This is a genomic window from Chlorobaculum sp. MV4-Y, assembly GCF_025244685.1.
Lineage (GTDB): Bacteria > Bacteroidota > Chlorobiia > Chlorobiales > Chlorobiaceae > Chlorobaculum.
The window spans coordinates 1,711,510-1,728,959 of sequence record NZ_CP104202.1 but is presented as its reverse complement, the minus strand read 5'-3'; the positions used below and the strand labels follow the sequence as shown (position 1 = coordinate 1,728,959).

20 protein-coding genes, 1 tRNA gene and 1 pseudogene are annotated in these 17,450 nt (G+C 58.3%); 15 read left to right on the top strand and 7 right to left on the bottom strand.

The window, feature by feature from the left end:
* Window positions 1–26 precede the first annotated feature (26 nt).
* Window positions 27–836, bottom strand: coding sequence for a 2-succinyl-6-hydroxy-2,4-cyclohexadiene-1-carboxylate synthase (gene menH / locus NY406_RS08590; RefSeq protein WP_260533671.1), 810 nt, complete (start codon window positions 834–836; stop codon window positions 27–29).
* Window positions 837–1,431: 595 nt separating this feature from the next.
* Between menH and NY406_RS08580 the strand changes: the two are divergent.
* The 5 genes and pseudogenes from NY406_RS08580 (at window position 1,432) to NY406_RS08560 (ending at window position 3,659) form a co-directional block, all read left to right on the top strand.
* A pseudogene (locus tag NY406_RS08580) lies at window positions 1,432–1,763 on the top strand (TfoX/Sxy family protein).
* 67 nt (window positions 1,764–1,830) lie between these two features.
* Window positions 1,831–1,995, top strand: coding sequence for a hypothetical protein (locus tag NY406_RS08575; RefSeq protein WP_260533668.1), 165 nt, complete (start codon window positions 1,831–1,833; stop codon window positions 1,993–1,995).
* A gap of 22 nt (window positions 1,996–2,017) precedes the next feature.
* Window positions 2,018–2,275 carry a GNAT family N-acetyltransferase gene (locus tag NY406_RS08570; protein WP_260533667.1) on the top strand — a complete coding sequence of 86 codons (258 nt, stop codon included), beginning with the start codon at window positions 2,018–2,020 and terminating at the stop codon, window positions 2,273–2,275.
* A 63-nt stretch (window positions 2,276–2,338) separates the two neighbouring features.
* Complete coding sequence (locus NY406_RS08565; RefSeq protein ID WP_260533666.1) at window positions 2,339–2,857, top strand: DinB family protein; 519 nt, start codon at window positions 2,339–2,341, stop codon at window positions 2,855–2,857.
* Window positions 2,858–2,888: 31 nt separating this feature from the next.
* Window positions 2,889–3,659 (top strand): arylamine N-acetyltransferase family protein, encoded by a 771-nt coding sequence (locus NY406_RS08560; RefSeq protein WP_260533665.1) that lies wholly within the window; start codon window positions 2,889–2,891, stop codon window positions 3,657–3,659.
* A gap of 64 nt (window positions 3,660–3,723) precedes the next feature.
* Here NY406_RS08560 and NY406_RS08555 read toward each other — a convergent pair whose 3' ends face one another.
* From NY406_RS08555 to NY406_RS08540, 4 genes are all read right to left on the bottom strand, one after another.
* Window positions 3,724–4,299 carry a rhodanese-like domain-containing protein gene (locus NY406_RS08555; RefSeq protein ID WP_260533664.1) on the bottom strand — a complete coding sequence of 192 codons (576 nt, stop codon included), beginning with the start codon at window positions 4,297–4,299 and terminating at the stop codon, window positions 3,724–3,726.
* Window positions 4,300–4,604: 305 nt separating this feature from the next.
* Window positions 4,605–6,359 (bottom strand): 2-succinyl-5-enolpyruvyl-6-hydroxy-3-cyclohexene-1-carboxylic-acid synthase, encoded by a 1,755-nt coding sequence (gene menD, locus NY406_RS08550; RefSeq protein ID WP_260533663.1) that lies wholly within the window; start codon window positions 6,357–6,359, stop codon window positions 4,605–4,607.
* Entirely contained in the window at window positions 6,356–7,729 is a 1,374-nt protein-coding gene (locus tag NY406_RS08545) for an isochorismate synthase (RefSeq protein ID WP_260533662.1), read from the bottom strand. The genes menD and NY406_RS08545 overlap by 4 nt, the downstream gene beginning before the upstream one ends.
* A gap of 37 nt (window positions 7,730–7,766) precedes the next feature.
* The gene (locus tag NY406_RS08540) at window positions 7,767–8,381 is read right to left on the bottom strand and encodes a tetratricopeptide repeat protein (protein ID WP_260533661.1); all 615 of its coding nucleotides are present in this window, start codon (window positions 8,379–8,381) and stop codon (window positions 7,767–7,769) included.
* 166 nt (window positions 8,382–8,547) lie between these two features.
* On the opposite strand from NY406_RS08540, the gene NY406_RS08535 reads away from it, so the two are divergent.
* Window positions 8,548–8,754, top strand: a complete 207-nt coding sequence (locus tag NY406_RS08535; protein ID WP_260533660.1) for a heavy-metal-associated domain-containing protein — start codon at window positions 8,548–8,550, stop codon at window positions 8,752–8,754.
* Between the two features lie 69 nt (window positions 8,755–8,823).
* Here the strand turns inward: NY406_RS08535 and NY406_RS08530 are convergent.
* A tRNA-Asp gene (locus tag NY406_RS08530) sits at window positions 8,824–8,898 on the bottom strand.
* Window positions 8,899–9,116: 218 nt separating this feature from the next.
* Between NY406_RS08530 and NY406_RS08525 the strand changes: the two genes are divergently transcribed.
* The 5 genes from NY406_RS08525 to kdsB are packed head-to-tail and all read left to right on the top strand — an operon-like array spanning window position 9,117 to window position 12,322.
* Window positions 9,117–10,460 carry a citrate synthase gene (locus NY406_RS08525; protein WP_260533659.1) on the top strand — a complete coding sequence of 448 codons (1,344 nt, stop codon included), beginning with the start codon at window positions 9,117–9,119 and terminating at the stop codon, window positions 10,458–10,460.
* Window positions 10,461–10,511: 51 nt separating this feature from the next.
* Window positions 10,512–10,799, top strand: coding sequence for an Asp-tRNA(Asn)/Glu-tRNA(Gln) amidotransferase subunit GatC (gene gatC, locus NY406_RS08520; protein WP_260533658.1), 288 nt, complete (start codon window positions 10,512–10,514; stop codon window positions 10,797–10,799).
* A gap of 7 nt (window positions 10,800–10,806) precedes the next feature.
* The gene (locus NY406_RS08515) at window positions 10,807–11,124 is read left to right on the top strand and encodes a DUF167 domain-containing protein (RefSeq protein ID WP_260533657.1); all 318 of its coding nucleotides are present in this window, start codon (window positions 10,807–10,809) and stop codon (window positions 11,122–11,124) included.
* Window positions 11,121–11,573, top strand: a complete 453-nt coding sequence (gene dtd / locus NY406_RS08510) for a D-aminoacyl-tRNA deacylase (RefSeq protein WP_260533656.1) — start codon at window positions 11,121–11,123, stop codon at window positions 11,571–11,573. Before NY406_RS08515 ends, dtd begins: the two co-directional genes overlap by 4 nt.
* Entirely contained in the window at window positions 11,570–12,322 is a 753-nt protein-coding gene (gene kdsB, locus NY406_RS08505) for a 3-deoxy-manno-octulosonate cytidylyltransferase (protein WP_260533655.1), read from the top strand. Before dtd ends, kdsB begins: the two co-directional genes overlap by 4 nt.
* Here the strand turns inward: kdsB and xseA are convergent.
* Entirely contained in the window at window positions 12,294–13,502 is a 1,209-nt protein-coding gene (xseA, locus tag NY406_RS08500; RefSeq protein ID WP_260533654.1) for an exodeoxyribonuclease VII large subunit, read from the bottom strand. The two genes, kdsB and xseA, sit on opposite strands and share 29 nt — an antisense overlap.
* 138 nt (window positions 13,503–13,640) lie before the next feature.
* On the opposite strand from xseA, the gene NY406_RS08495 reads away from it, so the two are divergent.
* The 4 genes from NY406_RS08495 (at window position 13,641) to NY406_RS08480 (ending at window position 17,290) form a co-directional block, all read left to right on the top strand.
* A complete protein-coding gene (locus NY406_RS08495; RefSeq protein WP_260533653.1) occupies window positions 13,641–14,684 on the top strand; it encodes an SPOR domain-containing protein in 1,044 nt (347 codons plus the stop codon).
* Complete coding sequence (bchY, locus tag NY406_RS08490; RefSeq protein ID WP_260533652.1) at window positions 14,665–15,912, top strand: chlorophyllide a reductase subunit Y; 1,248 nt, start codon at window positions 14,665–14,667, stop codon at window positions 15,910–15,912. Before NY406_RS08495 ends, bchY begins: the two co-directional genes overlap by 20 nt.
* Window positions 15,913–16,136: 224 nt before the next feature.
* A complete protein-coding gene (locus tag NY406_RS08485; protein WP_260533154.1) occupies window positions 16,137–16,427 on the top strand; it encodes a transposase in 291 nt (96 codons plus the stop codon).
* Window positions 16,428–16,450: 23 nt separating this feature from the next.
* Window positions 16,451–17,290 (top strand): IS3 family transposase, encoded by an 840-nt coding sequence (locus tag NY406_RS08480; protein WP_260533150.1) that lies wholly within the window; start codon window positions 16,451–16,453, stop codon window positions 17,288–17,290.
* The last annotated feature ends 160 nt before the right edge of the window (window positions 17,291–17,450 follow it).

Sequence of the window (17,450 nt, the reverse complement as noted above, 5' to 3'; positions counted from 1 at the left end):
TTTCAGCTTTTCCTGAGTCGCAAAGGCTATCCCATGGCTCTGTCAGCCTCGATAAACCGCTCGACGCTTGCAAGAAAACGCTCCGGCTCCTCGATGTGCAGCGTGTGTCCACAACGCTCGAAGAACTCCAGGCTTGAGGATGGGCAAAGTTCAACCATCTGCTTGCCGATCTCCACGTACTTCGCATCCTTCTCGCCGACGCAGAAGAGCATCGGCACGCGGCATTCCGGCAGCTCGCTCCAGAACGACGGCTGGTTGCCTGTGCCGAGCAGGCGCAGCGCGCGGGCGAGATCTTGTGGCGAACCCTGCTTGCGTTGCGCCTCGACCTCGTGGAAGAGCGCATGGCTTTTCAGTGTCGCGAACAGCGACTGGTCGTACCAGAACCGGATGAACCCCTCGAAATTCCGCTCGATCTTGCGGGCTATTCCCTCGTCGCTTTTCCGCCTTGCTGCACGCTCCTCCTCCGTCCGCAAGCCCGGTGACGACGACACGATCATCGCTTTCGAGAACAGCTCTGGGTGCCGCAACGCCAGCGCTAGCCCGATCCGTCCGCCCATCGAATAGCCGACCAGCACGCACGGCTCCGCGCTCAGTCGCCGGATCTCGCTCTTCAGCGCCGCGACCGTCTGCATGAAAAACCGCTCCGGATCGCCATCCACCGGAATCCCTGCCTCACCATGTCCCGGCAGATCGACGAGGATGCTACAAAAGCGATTCTCAAGCTTGCGGGCAAACGAAAGCCAGTCGCTTCCCGAACCGAGGAATCCGTGCAGAAACACGATTTTCGGAAGCGCGGTATCGCCGACGGTGGCGAGGTGGAGAGGAGTGGTTGGCATCGCTGTTGTGATTTCGGGCCGTTTGGTTTTTTGTTAATATATAACAACCCCACAAAGGGTTGTTTTTCTGAACCCAAAGCACGGATTGTCATGGGCACGATTGACGATTATCGAACCGGTAGCATTGTCGAGGGGATCAGGAAGGCCGAGCTGGTTCTTGGCAACCGGGAGGTGTTTACGGGGATGGCGATCCCGCTTTCGAGCGAATCCGTGAAAAAATCCTCGCGTTCAGGCCCGTTTGGATCACGGCGGAACAGGCGGCAGAGTTGATCCGGCAGGCAAAGATTGTCGCCATTGGCGAGCGGTTTTGCCGGGTGCTGCATCCGGAGTCGCCGGAAACTCAGTCTGTGTTTCTCGATGAGCTTGCCGGGGCGATGGCGGAAGTCGGCAAAGTCGTGATCGTCACGTTGGAGGAGGCGATTCGGGTTATCGACCGACAGTCGCTCAGCCGCATTATCGCCTCGATGCTGGGTGGAAAGTATCTCGAACTTTGCGCCGCCTGGTCGCCGGACTGCATTTTCTGCAAGGCTGAACGTGCAGGTTATCCGCTGCTTCGGCGTTCAGCAAGAGACTCAAATCTGAAATTCTCCATCCCATGTCATCCGATCTATCGTTTGTCGAATATATGCCTGCGAGCAGATGGGGGCGGCGGGCGCGATCACGTTTCGCAAGATGTTCGGTGAGTACGCTATCTACTGCGATGGGAAGGTAGTGGCGCCGGTGTGCGATAACCGGCTCTTCGTGAAGCCCAGCGTTGCCGGGCGCCGCATTGCCGGGTCGCTTGCTGAGTCCACCTCTTATCAGGGGACGAAGCCATATCTGCTTGTTGGGGAAGAGCTTGAGGACCGCGAGTGGCTCTCGAACCTCATCCGGGTGACAGAACGGGAGTTGGCTGAGCCGAAAGAACGCAAGAAGAAATTACGGTGATCGGCCCGTCGAGGGTTGGAGAGCAAACCGCAGAGCACCATTTCACAAACAAAGTCATCGCCAGAGTATGTCGGGGCATCAGAATCGATTCATGATCAACAAGGCGACCGTTGCGGATGTTGCGGCAGTGGCTTCGATGGTTGACGAGTTGCTGTCGGCGATCATGCAGGCCATTGGCGTTCCGGCGTTCGATGTCGCTTCCGATGAAGTTTGTGGCGGTCGATTGACGTGATGAGTCTGTTGGTTTCATCGCGTTGTACGAAAGTTGCGCTCTCTATGCCGGGGGCGTTTTCGGCACCATTCCGGAGCTGTTCGTGCGTCCGGAGTGCCGCGGCCTGGTGGGGGTTGGGCAAGGGCTGCTGGAGGCGGCCAGAGAGTTCGGAAAGTCTCGTGGCTGGAAGCGTCTTGAAGTCACCACCCCTCCACTGCCGGAGTTCGACCGGACGCTTGCCTTTTACGAACAGGAGGGGTTCGAGGTGACAGGCGCGCGCAAATTAAAGGTGTTGCTCTGAGATCGTATCGCGAAAGTTCGATACATTCAGAAAACATTTTTTTCATGGATCTATAGGCTTGTTATGGACGCCCTATCTTTGCTCATCGATCAGTTCCGCCAAATGGCCTGGGCGGACGCGCTGGTGTTTTCGACGATTACTGGTAAACCGGAGGTGGAGCAGGACGGCTACATCCTTGCCAAGCTGCGGCATTTGCATGCGGTGCAGAAGATTTTTCTCGACGTGTGCTCGGCTCGCCCGCTCGATCCGCGAGTTGCCGATGATCTTGCTGTCGAAGAGCTGGTTTCGTTCGCGCGCGGCGTCCATCAGGAATCGATGCGCTTTCTCGAAGCGCTGACACCGGCTGAGCTGGAGCGTGTTATTGAATTGCCGTGGTCGAAGACGGCCACCGAAAAGCTCGGCTTCACGGTCGCCGAACACTCCCTCGTCGACACGCTCGTGCAGGTTCCAGAGCACAGCGCCTACCATCGCGGGCAGCTCGTCGTACGGCTTCGCGAGCTTGGCGTCGATCCGCCCATGACCGACTTCATCGCCTGGATCTGGCGTCACAAGCCGGATGCGGCGTGGCCCTGTTCAGCTTGACCTTATTGCTTTGAATTACTGTGAGTTGCTAATGAAAGCCGCCAATTTCCATCTTCCGTCATACCTCGCTCGCATCGGCTTTGAGGGTGAGCCGTCGCCGGATTTCGACACGCTGAAGCGCTTGATGCGCCGCCAGCTCTTTTCGGTGCCGTTCGAAAATCTCGATGTGCAGGCGGGAAGGGTGCCGTCGCTTGCGCCGGAAGCGATCTGCGCGAAGATCGTCGAGCGGCGGCGCGGCGGCTATTGCTACGAGGTGAACGGCATCTTTGCGATGGCGCTCGAGGCGGTCGGCATTCCATACCAATTCGTGGCGGCGCGGCCCATGACCTACGCCATCCGTCGTCCGAAAACCCACGTGGCGATCATCGCTTCGGTCGATGGCACGGAGTGGCTCTGCGATCTCGGTTTTGGCAGCTATGGTATTCGCGAGCCGGTCAACCTCCGGTGGCTCGACCGCGAGATTGGGCAGGATTACGACACCTTCAGGCTCACGACGGTTTCGGATCGCGACTACCTGTTGCAGTCGCTGGTCGATGGCGCGTGGAAAAACCTCTATGAATTCAACCGCTGCCCGCAGGAGCTGCTTGATTTCGAGCCGGCCAACTGGCTCAATGCGACGCATCCGGATTCGATCTTTGTGCAAGGGCTGATTGTCGTGTTGCAGCATGAATCGGGTAAAGCGATGCTGAGCGGCGACCGGTTTCGGTATGTCTCGAAAGGGGGTGTGGAAGAGATGATCGTCAGCGCGGAGGAGGTTCTGGAGCTGCTGAAGCGAAAGTTTATGCTGGATGGCAATCGTTGATTTTCATCCGTGCAGTCTTTCCGGAGGCATCCGAAAATCAATGCCTCCGGAGTAGAGACGGGATTTAAAAGACGAGGTAAGCGCGTGCCTGGTCGAGCTTGTAGCCCCAGGGCAGACCGGCATTTTTCCAGCCGTTGACCGTGCGGAATCCCTCCTTGCTCTTGTCGCCTTCAAAGCCGTCGTAAACCGAATAGACTTTGGTATAACCGGCAGTGGTCAAGAGATTGGCGGCGGCGGCGCTGCGGTCGCCAGAGCGGCACATCAGAATGATTGGGTCGTTTTTCTTCAGACCGCGAGCGGTGAGCGCATCGGCGATTTTCATGGTGAAGGCCGAGTTCGGGCTCATCTGGAAGCGGCTCTTTTTGGCATCCCAGGTCGAGTAGTCGTCGAGCATGTAGGGAATGTTCAGGTTGACCTGATCGGCGATACCGACATATTCGGTTTCAGCCGGAGTGCGGACGTCAACGAAGAGCATCTTCTGGGGATTCTTCACCACCATTTCATAAGCCTCTTTGGCCGAGAGATATTTGCCGGAGATGGTTCGCTTGGCTTCGGGCAACTGACTCGGATCGATGGCTGCGTGGAGCAGGCTTGTCGAAATGAAAAAGAGGGTGACGAGTAGAGAGACGATTTTTTTCATAAGAAATTCCCGTGTTTGGAGGTTGTCGAAGAGGTGGATAATTCGGCGTCCAACTTGAGGTGCTTTAAAAAGGGATTCGAGCAAGCAAATAATTCTCCCGCATGACGCCGTATAACTATATCGTTATATAAAAAAGTGATTCGTTTTTTGCAAGCTTCATGCATCAATTAGTGGTAAAGGGCGTGGAGTGGCTGATGCGCAACAAACGCTGTCTCCGTCTTCGTCGATGAGGATTGTAAAAGCTGTAACGTGTTTTTCTATAGCGGTTTGCTGCGTCCGCTCAATACCGGGAGGGCTTTCGCGTTTTATCGATTGCCGAAGCAGTCGGTTGTTCCGAAAATCGTATCGAGTTGCGCCTTGAGTGCGCGGTGCAGTTGGAGGTTCTTCTGCCGGTCGCTTTTGATTTCGATGATGAGGCTTCGGCTTTCCTTGAGTGCGCCGGTGTAGAGCCTCGTGAAATCGCCATTCGTCTCCGGGCAGGCGTAGTCGATGCCGAAGGTGCGAGCGGCCAGTTCGACGCTGAAGCTCTGTGGCGTGGCGAAACACTCGTCGAGCCGGTCAGTCTGCGAGGCGATGGGCAGGAAGGAGAAGATGCCGCCGCCGTGGTTGTTCAGCACGATGACGACGAGCGGGTTCCACGGATGGGTGAGGAGCGAGAGCGCGTTCAGGTCGTGCAGGAAGGAGATGTCGCCGATGAGCAGCGTCGCCGGTTTTCGGAGGCCCGCCGAGAATCCTGCGGCGGTCGAGATGATGCCGTCGATACCGCTGACGCCGCGATTGAGCGCCACCCGGAGCGGCTTGCCAGCCACCGGCGCGGCGTACAGATCCATGTCCCGCGCGGGCATACTGTTTGCGACGAAGAGCGCGTGATCGCCGCCGGTGAGCGACGAGACGATTCTCGGCGCGGAGATTTCGCTGACTGCAAGCTCCGGAGCGCAAACCATTTCGTTGATGACACCGGAGGCTGCCGAAAAAGTGTCGCCACAATCGATGCCCGGCACCGGCTCCCGGCACCCTTTGAGTGCTGATGCGATGGCGGCGGGCGAAGCCTCGATGGTCAGCGTGACGTTGTGGTCAGGGCCGAAGCGTCCGGGATGCTCGCGGATGACGACGTAGTGCACCGGCGGATATTTCCGGATAGCCAGCGCAGGTTGCTTGCCGATGACATGGCCGCCGAAATGGATCACTACATCGGGCTGAAAGCGCTCGACGAAGGCTTCATTCTGGAAGGCGAGCTGCCATGGCGTGCAGTCCGATGAAAGCCGGATGCCGGAGGTGAGATCCGCAAAGAGCGGCACACCGAGCGATTTGGCGAGCGCTGCAACTGCATCGCCGTCCACCGGGTCCGCCATGCTTCCGGCGACGAAAAGTGGTCTTTCAGCCTGGGCGAGCAGTTCGCGCAGCGCCGCGATGCTTCCGGCGCTCGGCTCGCGCAACGAACGCGCGAAGCGGCTCCACGGTTCGCTGGAAGCCTGCCACGCTTCGAGCGGCGCGGCCCACGGATGGCCGGGATCGGGCGTTTCGGGTTCGAGCGGTTCGCGGAACGGCAGGTTCAGATGCACCGGGCCTGCGGGGAGGCCAAGGCTTTTTCTGAAGGCGTGATCCACCGTCGAAAGCACCGAGGCAAGCGGTGTCGCAACTCCAGGTTCGGGCAGTTCGAAGCTCCAGCGAGTGTAGCTGCCGAAAATATTTTGCTGGCGGATGGTCTGGTTCGCGCCGCATTCGAGCAGCTCGAAAGGGCGGTCAGCTGAAAGCACGAGCATCGGCATTGCATCTGCCGATGCTTCGACGACGGCGGGGAAGTAGTTGGCCACGGCGGTGCCGGAGGTGCAGACGAGCACGGCAGGCATTCCGGTTGCCCTTGCGTAGCCGAGCGCGTAGAATCCCGCCGAGCGTTCGTCGGGGAACATGCGGAACTTCGCCTTCGGATTCGAGGCGACGGCCAGAGTCAGCGGCGTTGAGCGGGAGCCGGGGGAGATACAGAAAAATCCGGCCTCCTGCCGGATCAGTTCTTCGACGATGACTGCGCACCAGAGGGTCGTAATCTGCTTATGATTCATGTGGTCTGCTGCGTTATGGCCAGAATGTCCCCGATCTTCTGATCGACCTCCTCCCACTCCGATTCGGGGTCGGAACCCTTGACCAGACCCGCGCCCGAGTAGAGATAGACGTGGTCGTCATTGACGAGCGCCGAGCGGATGCCGACCGCGAACTCCGCGGCGTCGCGGCTGAGCCAGCCCACCGGCGCGGCGTACCAGCCACGGCAGAACGGTTCGATCGACAGAATCAGCGACATCGCCTTTTCCCTCGGCACGCCGCCGACCGCCGGAGTCGGATGAAGCTGACGCAGCACGGTGCTGTCGTTGCTGAACTCCGGAAGAAGTCTGGCCTTGCATCTGGCCAGGAGATGGGCGAGGCGGTTGAGCTGGAGCACGCCGACCTTCTCCTGCATGTCGATGTCGCTGCATACCGGCTGCAACTCGCGGTAAATCGTGTCCTTCACGAAGCGGTGTTCACGGATGTCCTTTTCGGAATTGAGCAGCAACTCGGAAGCGGTGCTGTCGTCCGCCTTGAGTGCCTCCTTGGTAATGGTGCCCGCGAGCGCCTCGGTTTCGAGCATGTCGCCGTCGCGGCGGTAGAGGCGTTCGGGCGTGAAGCTGACGAAGGCGTGTCCCTCGACCGGCTCGAAGTAGAAGCGATAGGTCGAGTTGTCGGAGAACGGGTAGTCGAGCAAAAAGCGGATGGCTGGCACCTTGCCTGCAAAAGAGAGTTCAGTCTGCCGGGCGAGGATCACCTTGTCGAGTTTTCCCTCATCGAAATTTCTCAGAATGGTTTGGCAGCTCTCGACCCAATGCGGTTTGTCGGGGCAGTAGGAGATCTGCGTCATTTCGGGAATCGCGGCAGCCTTCGGCGACTCTCCGGCTGATACTTTTGACAGGGTAATCAAGAGATTTTCGAGTGCTTTCTGCCGGTCGTCGCCGGGCTTCAGCCATAGCGAGCAGGTCATCAGTGTCTGGCCGTCGCGGTATTCGATGCTGACAAGCGGCAATATGAAAAGGCCGGGGCTGAAAGCGTTCCAGAGTCTGTTCTGCTTCTGAAGATTGTTGAAGCAGAACCCGCCGAGGTACCTTGCGTGCGGGTTTTTCTGCTTCATCGTCTCTTCGAGCACGAGAAAGCTCCGGTCGTTGGGGCCAGTTTCGGAAATTTCGATTCGATCCGCCTCGCCGATGCCGGCAATCCACTCGCTTTTTTCGCGGTTCATCCAGAATAGCTTCGGGAAAAGCCTCTGCGCCGAGAGCCAGCGCGTGGCGTCAACCTCGTCGAGCGGCGCGCTGAAACGCTCAAGCACCGGCCGTCCGTTCCCGGCAGACGGTTGCTGCATCGCAGTCTTGACCGATTCTTCGAGGAGTTGAAGTGCCTTTTGCATCATAAGGATACTGTCGTCCGCCGGCATGGGATTACGAGATTCATTTTCCGGCCTTGTCAGGCACATCGTTCTGCAGGTGCCGTTCAAGGGAGACGGCAAGATAATTGTTTTTATTCTGAAGCCATTTATGGATTTTTCGGGCTTCATCGATTTTTCCAATCTTGATGTAGCAGACCGCCATCGAGTACCAGGCCTCCTGGAAAGAGTAGCTGTTGTCTATCGCTTTCTGGTAAGAGGCTATCGCGTCGTCGTAACGATTGAGCTGGAAATAGACGTTGCCGAGATCGAACTGGCGGAGAGAGTCGTCCGGCGCGATCTCGACCCGCTTCCGCATCCAGGGGAGCGCCGCATTAAACTCTTTCTTGTCGAAATAGGCTGCGCCGAGTGCCGAGTAGGCCTCGTCGAGACCGGGTTCAAGCTTGATGGCTCTGCGGTAAGCCTGGATGGCGTCGTCGAAACGCTGCTGGCGAGCGTACTCCTTGCCGAGGTTCAGGTAGCCTCTTGCATCTTCCGGGTTCTGCCAGACCGTCTGTTGCAACTCCTTGATGCGGGCCTCCTTGGTGTTGCAGGCGGAAAGTCCGGCAAGACAAAGCAGAATGAGGAACGGGCGGAAGAGAGCCACGACGTGGCGGTATGGGTTCGAGCTTTGTGTCATAGAACTCAATATAGCGACTGGTTTATTTTTCTGCTAACTCGCGCGTTCCATTGCTGTTTTCGTTTGTCTGACCGGGAATGGCGGAACACGATGTTGCCTGTGGCCGGATTTTTACACACTTTTCGGAAAACGGCTGAAACTTCAGTCAAACAATAAACACAGAGTCATGAAAACAGAAATACATGTCAGCGGAATGCGCTGCTCCGGCTGCGAAATGCTGGTCAGCGAAGCTCTCGAAGAGATGGAAGGGGTGGAAAAAGCCAGTGCATCGCATCAGACTGGTGTTGTCAACGTCGAGTACGACGAGTCGACGGCTGATCTCGAATCGATCAAAAAGGTGATCGAGGGGCAGGGATTCAGGGTGACCGCTTGAGAACCTGCGGCGTAAATCGTGAAATGAAAAAAGCCTCTGGTTTTCCAGAGGCTTTTCGTTTGAACGGTGCGGAGCTGACGGGGCTCGAACCCGCGACCTCCTGCGTGACAGGCAGGCGCTCTAACCAGACTGAGCTACAGCTCCGTTCCTGATAGGTGGACAAATGTAGAAAACGGGATTGTTGTTTCCAAACAAAATTTTCTTTTTCGACATGATTTGCCATCAGCTTTCGGCAGAAGGGTACAAGCGCATGAAGGGAATAAGGATAATGCCGGGAGTTTCGTAAATTCAAAGCCGTAGTGACGGCAAGCTTTGCTTCCGGAGGCGTTCTTATTTCTGTAAACGCAAAATGCCACACGCACATGAGCGATTCAGACCAGCGCAACTCGCTGACGATCACCGACAATCGTACCGGCAAGTCGTACGAACTTCCGATTGAAAACGGCACCATCCGTACCATGGATCTGCGCAAGATCAAGGCCTCTGATGATGATTTCGGGATTCTCGGCTACGACCCCGCGTTTCTGAACACCTGCTCCTGCAAGAGCACGATCACCTACATCGATGGCGACAAGGGCATCCTGCGCTATCGTGGCTACCCGATCGAGCAGCTTGCCGAGCAGAGTTCGTTCCTCGAAACGGCCTACCTGCTCATCAAGGGCTACTTGCCGGACAAGGAGCGGCTCGCGGTCTGGACCTACAACATCCGGCACCACACCATGACCCACGCCAACCTGACCAAGTTCATGGATGGCTTCCGCTACGACGCCCATCCGATGGGCATCCTCGTGGGCACGGTGGGTGCACTTTCGACCTTCTATCCCGACGCCAAGAATGTCGGCGAGGAGGAGTCGCGCAAGCTTCAGGTGCGGCGGCTGATCGGCAAGATGCCGACGCTCGCGGCGATGAGCTTTCGCCACAGCCTCGGTTTCCCGTACGTGCTGCCAGACAACGACCTGAGCTACGCGGGCAACTTTCTCTCGATGATGTTCCGCATGACGGAGCGCAGTTACAAGCCCAATCCGGTGCTCGAAAAGGCGCTCGATGTGCTTTTCATCCTGCACGCCGACCACGAGCAGAACTGTTCGACCAACGCCGTGCGCTCGGTGAGCAGCTCGATGGTCGATCCCTACTCGGCCATCGCCGCTGGTTGCGCCGCGCTCTACGGCCCGCTGCACGGCGGAGCGAACGAAGCGGTGATTCACATGCTCAGGCAGATCGGCTCCGTCGATAAAATCCCGGAGTTCATCAAGTCGGTCAAGAGCGGCGAGGGACGCCTGATGGGCTTCGGTCACCGCGTCTACAAGAACTACGATCCGCGTGCGAGAATCATCAAGAAGATCGCCTTCGACGTCTTCGCAGAGACCGGCCGCAACCCGCTGCTCGACATCGCCATCGAGCTGGAACGGATCGCGCTCGAAGACGATTACTTCATCCAGCGCAAGCTCTATCCGAACGTCGATTTCTACTCCGGCCTCATCTACCAGGCGATGGGATTCCCTACCGAGATGTTTCCGGTGCTGTTCGCTATCGGGCGCGTTCCTGGCTGGCTTGCGCAGTGGATCGAGCACGTCAAGGATCCGGATCAGAAGATCGCTCGCCCCCGCCAGATTTATCTCGGCGAAGAGTGCCGCGATTACGTGCCGCTTGACGAGCGTCCGAGAAGAGGGGATGACGAGCAGAAATTTGGTATCTGCCGGCTCTGATTCCGGTCTGCCAAATGCAAAGTATTTGTTTGAATTAAATCGATTTACACCATGTCTGTCACCACAAAGGATGTTGCCTATATCGCCGAGCTTGCCCGTCTGAAGTTCACTGAGTCCGAGCAGGAAAAGATGACCAGCGAGCTGAACATGATTCTGCACTACATCGAAAAGCTCAACGAGGTCGATACCGAAGGCGTCGAGCCGCTCAACACCATTCACGACCAGATCAATGTGCTTCGCGCCGACGTCGAGCATACGCCGCTCTCGAACGAGGATGCGCTGAGAAATGCGCCCGACAGGCAGGATCGCTTCTTCAAGGTGCCGAAAGTTATCGGCTGAACCCGCCATGTCGCCAATCAGCCAGAAGGGCGATGCCGTCTGCCTCTTCGTGCGTGTGCAGCCCCGCTCCTCGAAAAGCGGGATTGCGGGCATGTACGGCGAGCAGATCAAAATCTGCCTCAAATCGGCCCCGGTAGAGAACGCGGCCAACAAAGAGTGCTGCGAGCTGCTCGCCAAAGCGCTCGGCGTGCCGCGCTCCAGCGTGTCGGTGATGAACGGCGCAAGCTCCCGCAGCAAAGTGCTGAAGGTTGAGGGCGTCACGCCCGCCGATGTGCGCGAAGCTCTCTCTTCCGTGCTTGGCGATGAAACGGAGTGTGGCGCATGAGAACGGTTGTCCAGCGGGTACGCAAGGCGAGCGTCTCAATCGGTGGCGCGGAGTACAGCTCCATTGGCGTGGGGCTGCTGGTGCTTGCAGGTATCTCCCGAAGCGACACGCCGGACGACTTCGCCTGGATGAGCCGCAAGATTCCAAGCCTGCGCATTTTCGAGGACGACGAGGGCCGCATGAACCGCTCGCTCCGGGATATTGGCGGCGCATTGCTCGTCGTCTCGCAATTCACGCTCTACGCCGATGCCAGTCGTGGCAACCGGCCCGGCTTCTCCGAATCCGCACCGCCGGAGGTCGCCAGGGAGCTGTTTGCCAGCTTCGTCGAATCGATCCGCCGCGAGGCTGGATGCCCGGTCGAGACCGGCGTTTTTGGCGCAGACATGCAGGTGTCGCTCGTCAACGACGGCCCGGTTACCATCATTCTCGAATCACCGAAAAAATCATGAACGTTGTCATCGTTATTCCCGCTCGTCTCTCGTCAAGTCGTCTTAAAGAGAAGATGCTGGCTGATCTCGAAGGAAAGCCGCTGATCGTGCGAACCTGGCAGCAGGCGATGAAGTCGCGCTTGGCAGCAAAAGTGGTGGTGGCGACCGACAGCGAGCGTATCTTCGCGGTACTTCGCGCAGCCGGGGCCGAGGTGGTGATGACCTCGCCCGACCTCACCTGCGGCACCGACCGTATCGCCGAGGCCGCCGAGCAGGTGGGCGGCGACGTCTTCGTCAACCTCCAGGGCGACGAACCGCTGATCGACCCGGCGACCATCGACCTCGCCATTGCGCCATTTTTCGAGGAGGGCACGCTGCCCGACTGCACCACGCTGGTCTATCCGCTGAAGCCGGACGAACGGCACATCATCGACGACCCGCACGTGGTCAAGGCGGTGCTCGACACTCGCGGTCACGCGCTCTACTTCTCGCGCTGTCCGATTCCCTACCGCCGCGAAACCCTGCCCGACATGCGCTACTACCGCCACATCGGCCTCTACGCCTTCCGCGCCGACGTGCTCAAAGCGTTCGTCGCGCTCCCGCCCTCGATGCTCGAACGCACCGAATCCCTCGAACAACTCCGTCTCCTCGAAAACGGCTACCGAATCCGCTGCATCGAAACGACGACGGACACGCCCGGCGTGAATACCGAGGAAGAGCTTGAAGAGGTGCAGAGGCTGTTCAGGGAGAGGTATCATCCATCACGTTAGCCTCCCGGCGTCCGTCGTGGAACGTGAGCGCGATCTCCGCGCTTGCTTCCAGCCCTGCGGCTGAGGTGATGTAGCGGTCGTCTTGCGTTACCAGCGCGAAGCCTCGTTTGAGGGTTCGGTGGATGTCGAGCATTGCCAGCCTGTCGGTGGCGGTGGTTAAGTGCTGTTCGCGGTCGCGGAGCTTTTCGGTGATGGCTCGTTTCAGCGCTTTTTCGGTCTGCGCCAAGCGCTCCACGAACTGACCGAGCAGTTGCACCGGGCGGTTGAAGGCGTAGCTGCTCACAATGGAGTCAACCTGGAGTTTGGCTCCCGAAATTTTGCCCTCCATCAGCATCGATTGCCGCTGCTTCAGGCCGTCGATCAGTCTCAGCAGCTCTTCGCGGTCGGGCACGGCGCGTTCGGCGGCGATGGAGGGGGTGCCTGCGCGGAGGTCGGCCACCATGTCGGCTACCGAGAGGTCGGTTTCGTGGCCGACGGCGCTGATGACCGGAATTTTCGAGCGATGGATCGCTTCGACCACGGCTTCGTCGTTGAAGGCTTGGAGGTCTTCGGACGAGCCGCCGCCTCGCGCCACGATCAGCACGTCGGCCTGGTGCGCCGGATTCGGCGGCGCGTTGAAGTAGTCGAGCGCGCGCACGATCGATTCGACGGCTCGCTCGCCCTGCACCTGCACCGGGTAGAGCAGCAGCTCCGCCGCTGGAAAGCGCCGCGCGAAGACGTCACTCATGTCGCGAATCACCGCGCCGGTGGGCGAGGTGATCATCCCGATGCGGCGAGGGATGCGCGGGATCGGCTTCTTGCGATCGGCGTCGAACCAGCCCGCCCTGGCGAGCTTGGCGATGAGCCGTTCGAGCGCAAGGCGCTGCTCGCCTTCGCCGGTCTCAAAGAGCGCCGTGCAGATGAGCTGGTAGCGTCCGGCGGGCGGATAGACCTCAAGCCGCCCCTCGGCGATCACTTCGAGGCCGTCGCGCAGCTCCAGCGGCGAGCGGGCGCGCACGCTCTTCCAGATCACCGCCGGAATCTGCGCTTCGTTGTCCTTGAGCGTCAGGTAGACATGCCCCGAGCTGTGCAGTTTGACGTTCGACAGCTCACCCTTCACCCGCACATAGGGGAAAAGGCTCTCCAGCTCGTTCTTGATGGCGCGGGTCAGCTCGCCGACGCTTTGCGCAGTTTCGATCATACGGTCACGGTTTTTCGGCAAAATACGGTTTTCCCGACTCACTTCTCGTGCCGCGTGAACAAGCGCCTTTGATTCCGATATGTTATATTCGAGCTGGAAGTTTGAGCTTGGTCAACTCTGCATTTCGGGGGAAACGCAATGGCCGCTGACACTGCATCCGGTATTCTCGAACGGCTTCTCGGCATTGCGCCCGACGAGGCGCAGCGCCGTCTCGATCGCTTTGCGAGCGGCATGACGGCGGAGCTGCTCGACCGCAAGTGCCTCACCATCGAGGGACTGGGGCTCTTTTCGGTTGTGCACGAGCAGGCGAGGAGGCAGGCGACTGCTTCGGGGACACGCTACCAACCACCGAGGAACCGCGTGGCTTTCGAAGCGCGGAAAGAGTGGACAGGCGACGCCGAACGCATTGCGACCGGCAGGCTCGGTATGGATGCGAGCGAGGCGCGGCGGTTTGCCAAAGCGCTTGGCGAGACTTTCGAGGCGGCGAAAGAGGATCCGGGACGGCTTGAACTGCGCGGCTTCGGTTCGTTCACGCTGGAGTCAGGCGTGTTCCGTTTCCAACCCGAAGCCACGCTCGAAGCGCTGCTCAACATCGGTTATGGCGACTTGAAGGCGATCGTTATTCCAGAGCAGAAGCAGGAAAAGGAGATTCAGCCGGTTCCGGTCGAATCGGGCGGCATGAAAAAGGTTGCCTTGCTCGTTGCAGCAGTTGTGGTTCTGGTTTGCGGCTGGTTCATCTATCGGCAGTTCGCGCCGGGCGGATTTGCGTTGTCATCCGCCGGTAGCTCCGCCATGACGAGCGCTTCTGCCTCTGTGGTGGCGAACGCTCCGCTTTCGTCCGAAGCACCGGAAAAAGCTGCTGTTGCGGCAACTCTGCAAAACGGATCGGCGGCAGACTCAGTTATCCTTCGGAAAGGGAGGTACACGGTGATTGTCGCGACCTTCTCTTCAAAAAAGAGCGCCCGGCAGGAGTGGAGGCATCTTTCGGAACTTGGTCACCAGCTCAGGTTCTGGCCGGTTACTTCCGGGGGAAGCCGCTATTACCGTCTCGTAATCGGCGATTTCGAGACGCGGAGCGCGGCCATCGACAGCATGAAGTCGATGCCGAAAGGTCTGCCAAGTCACAGCTATATTCAGCAAGCACCAAAAAATGTCGTGTTGTATGGAGAACAAGGCTTGTAACAAACTGCATCCGCAATCGATGTGCCCCGCGTTCGGCGGGCTGCGCGTGCTGATGCGCATCGACGGCGCGCAGGTCTGCATGGCTGCCGATCAGGGTTGCCTGTACGGGCTCACCTTCGTATCGCACTTTTACGCGGCCCGGCGGTCGATTGTGTCGCCGGAGCTGATGAATGTGCAGATTTCCGGCGGCACGATGATCGACGACGTGCGCCGCACCATCGAAAAGATTGCTGAAGACCCGGCGGTCCGCTTCATTCCGGTGGTGAGCACCTGCGTCGCGGAGACGGCGGGCATCGCCGAGGAGCTGCTGCCGAAGCGGGTCGGTAACGCCGAGGTGCTGCTGGTGCGGCTTCCGGCGTTCCAGATCCAGACGCACCCGGAGGCGAAGGATGTGGCCGTGTCGTCGCTGGTGAAGCGGTTCGGCGCGTTCAGCGAGCCGAAAAAGGGCAAGACGCTCGTGGTGCTTGGCGAGATTTTTCCGGTCGATGCGATGATGATTGGCGGTGTTTTACAGAAGATCGGCGTCGAGTCGGTCATCACGCTGCCCGGCGCTGACCTCGACGACTACGTGCAGGCGGGCCGCGCGTCGGCCTGCGCGGTGCAGCATCCGTTCTACGAGCGGACGGCGGCGCTTTTCGAGTCGGCTGGGGTGAAGATCGTGGGCGGCAACCCCATCGGCGCAAACGCCACCGGCCAGTGGATCGAGCGCGTCGGCGAGGCGCTTGACCTCGATCTGGCGACGGTGAAGCAGGTGGCCGAGGAGGAGCGGCAGAAGGCCAAAGGGGTGATGGCGGGTTTCGCTGAAAGGATGCACGGCTCGGTGATTGTCGCGGGTTACGAGGGCAACGAGCTACCGCTGGTGCGCCTGTTGCTCGAAGCGGGCCTCGACGTGCCCTACGCCTCGACCTCCATCGCCCGCACCCCGCTCGGTGAGGAGGATCACCGCCTGCTGACGATGCTCGGCACCGAGGTGCGCTACCGGAAATATCTCGAAGAGGACATGCAGGCCGTGCTGGAGCACAAGCCCGACCTGGTGATCGGCACCACCTCGCTCGACAGCTTCGCCAAAGAGCACGGCATCCCGGCGATCTACTACACCAACAACATCTCCGCCCGTCCGATATTCTTTGCTTCGGGAGCCGCGTCAGTGCTCGGCATGATCGCCGGTTTGATCGAAAAGCGCGAGATTTACGGAAGGATGAAAAAGTATTTTATGCCGACGGAGTGAGGGAAGAGGGTTTGTTTAGAGATGAAAAAAAGCCGGGGGTTTCCCGGCTTTTTTTGTGATTGCATTTTATTTGCATCCATTTTCTTTTAACCAATTTTCCATTCGCACGTTATGTATGTATCCGTGATAACAACTTCTATTGCTGTTCCAAGCTAACAAAGTGAGATACTCCCCAAAAATAGGACGGCTGGTTAAATTGGATCAACAAAAACCCAGCAGTCACTATGAAACAAACACGCCGCAAGTTTACGCCTGAATTCAAAACAAAGGTCGTCCTGGAAGCCCTCAGTGAACGGCTTCCCATGGCAGAACTCGCCCAGAAGCATGAGCTTCATCCGAACCAGATCACTCAATGGAAACGGGAGTTCCTCGACAAGACCTCCGATGTCTTTTCGAAAGGTGAAAAGGCTAGGAAAACCGAGCAGGATTATCAGCAGGAGAGCGAAGAACTCTACAAAACCATCGGCCAATTGAAGGTTGAGGTCGACTGGCTCAAAAAAAAATTGCAGTCGTAAAATCGCTCTCGGAACGACGCTCCATGGTTGAGAAAGAACATAGCGGTATCAGCATGCAACGCCAGTGCGACCTGCTTTCGATCCACCGATCAGGCCTGTATTATCAGCCGATAAAGACCTCGAAGCTGAATCGTGAGCTCATGCGGCTGATTGATGAGCAGTACCTGCTGAGGCCATACTACGGCGTTTACCGTATGTGGCAATGGCTGAGTATGGACAAAGGCTACAAGATCAACCTCAAACGGGTACGGCGGCTCTATCGCCTTATGGGTCTGGAAGCCATCGGCCCCAAGCCGAACACCTCGAAACCGGCGCCGGGCCATAAGGTCTATCCGTATCTGCTCCGGGGACTTGCGATCAAGCACAGCGACCATGTTTGGGCAACTGATATCACCTATGTGCCGATGGCCCATGGATTCATGTACCTGATGGCCATCATCGACCTGAAAAGCCGCTATGTGCTGAACTGGTCGGTGTCGAATACCATGGATGCCAAATGGTGTGCCGAGGTCTTGCTTGAAGCCGTGCGGTTGCACGGGGCACCCAAGATTCTCAACACCGATCAGGGCAGCCAGTTCACCAGCGAGGTCTTTGCCGAAGCCGTCATCACAGAGTCCAAGTCTGCACTCTCCATGGATGGCAAAGGCCGAGCAATTGACAACGTCTTCATCGAACGGTTATGGCGGAGCGTCAAGTATGAGTACATTTACCTGAACCCACCAGCCGATGGTCTCGAACTCTACAAAGGCCTGAAGCATTGGTTCAACGACTACAACACGGTTCGTCGCCACAAAGCGCTTGATGGTCAGGTTCCGGCAAAAGTCTATTCTGCCAATAAACGACTGATTCCGAAAGCCGCATGAACAAACTTATTTTCTCTCGATAGCTGTCCTATAACTGGGGAGTACCTCAAAGATTTGGGCTCTTCGCAGAATATCGTGGGAAGAAGGGTGTGTATGAGGTAACATAGAGTAATTTTGAGCGTTACCCAACCACACCTTGATACTCCCAGAGCTTGACGAG

Bases quoted from the DNA above. Each gene is read 5' to 3' on its own strand.
- NY406_RS08495 (WP_260533653.1), top strand. From the start codon at position 13,641: ATGGCCGCTGACACTGCATCCGGTATTCTCGAACGGCTTCTCGGCATT.
- NY406_RS08560 (WP_260533665.1), top strand. From the start codon at position 2,889: ATGAAAGCCGCCAATTTCCATCTTCCGTCATACCTCGCTCGCATCGGC.
- NY406_RS08535 (WP_260533660.1), top strand. From the start codon at position 8,548: ATGAAAACAGAAATACATGTCAGCGGAATGCGCTGCTCCGGCTGCGAA.
- NY406_RS08515 (WP_260533657.1), top strand. From the start codon at position 10,807: ATGTCGCCAATCAGCCAGAAGGGCGATGCCGTCTGCCTCTTCGTGCGT.
- NY406_RS08555 (WP_260533664.1), bottom strand. From the start codon at position 4,299: ATGAAAAAAATCGTCTCTCTACTCGTCACCCTCTTTTTCATTTCGACA.
- menD (WP_260533663.1), bottom strand. From the start codon at position 6,359: ATGAATCATAAGCAGATTACGACCCTCTGGTGCGCAGTCATCGTCGAA.
- gatC (WP_260533658.1), top strand. From the start codon at position 10,512: ATGTCTGTCACCACAAAGGATGTTGCCTATATCGCCGAGCTTGCCCGT.
- NY406_RS08575 (WP_260533668.1), top strand. From the start codon at position 1,831: ATGTCGGGGCATCAGAATCGATTCATGATCAACAAGGCGACCGTTGCG.
- bchY (WP_260533652.1), top strand. From the start codon at position 14,665: ATGGAGAACAAGGCTTGTAACAAACTGCATCCGCAATCGATGTGCCCC.
- NY406_RS08540 (WP_260533661.1), bottom strand. From the start codon at position 8,381: ATGACACAAAGCTCGAACCCATACCGCCACGTCGTGGCTCTCTTCCGC.
- NY406_RS08545 (WP_260533662.1), bottom strand. From the start codon at position 7,729: ATGATGCAAAAGGCACTTCAACTCCTCGAAGAATCGGTCAAGACTGCG.
- NY406_RS08565 (WP_260533666.1), top strand. From the start codon at position 2,339: ATGGACGCCCTATCTTTGCTCATCGATCAGTTCCGCCAAATGGCCTGG.
- NY406_RS08480 (WP_260533150.1), top strand. From the start codon at position 16,451: ATGGTTGAGAAAGAACATAGCGGTATCAGCATGCAACGCCAGTGCGAC.
- kdsB (WP_260533655.1), top strand. From the start codon at position 11,570: ATGAACGTTGTCATCGTTATTCCCGCTCGTCTCTCGTCAAGTCGTCTT.
- menH (WP_260533671.1), bottom strand. From the start codon at position 836: ATGCCAACCACTCCTCTCCACCTCGCCACCGTCGGCGATACCGCGCTT.
- xseA (WP_260533654.1), bottom strand. From the start codon at position 13,502: ATGATCGAAACTGCGCAAAGCGTCGGCGAGCTGACCCGCGCCATCAAG.
- dtd (WP_260533656.1), top strand. From the start codon at position 11,121: ATGAGAACGGTTGTCCAGCGGGTACGCAAGGCGAGCGTCTCAATCGGT.
- NY406_RS08525 (WP_260533659.1), top strand. From the start codon at position 9,117: ATGAGCGATTCAGACCAGCGCAACTCGCTGACGATCACCGACAATCGT.
- NY406_RS08485 (WP_260533154.1), top strand. From the start codon at position 16,137: ATGAAACAAACACGCCGCAAGTTTACGCCTGAATTCAAAACAAAGGTC.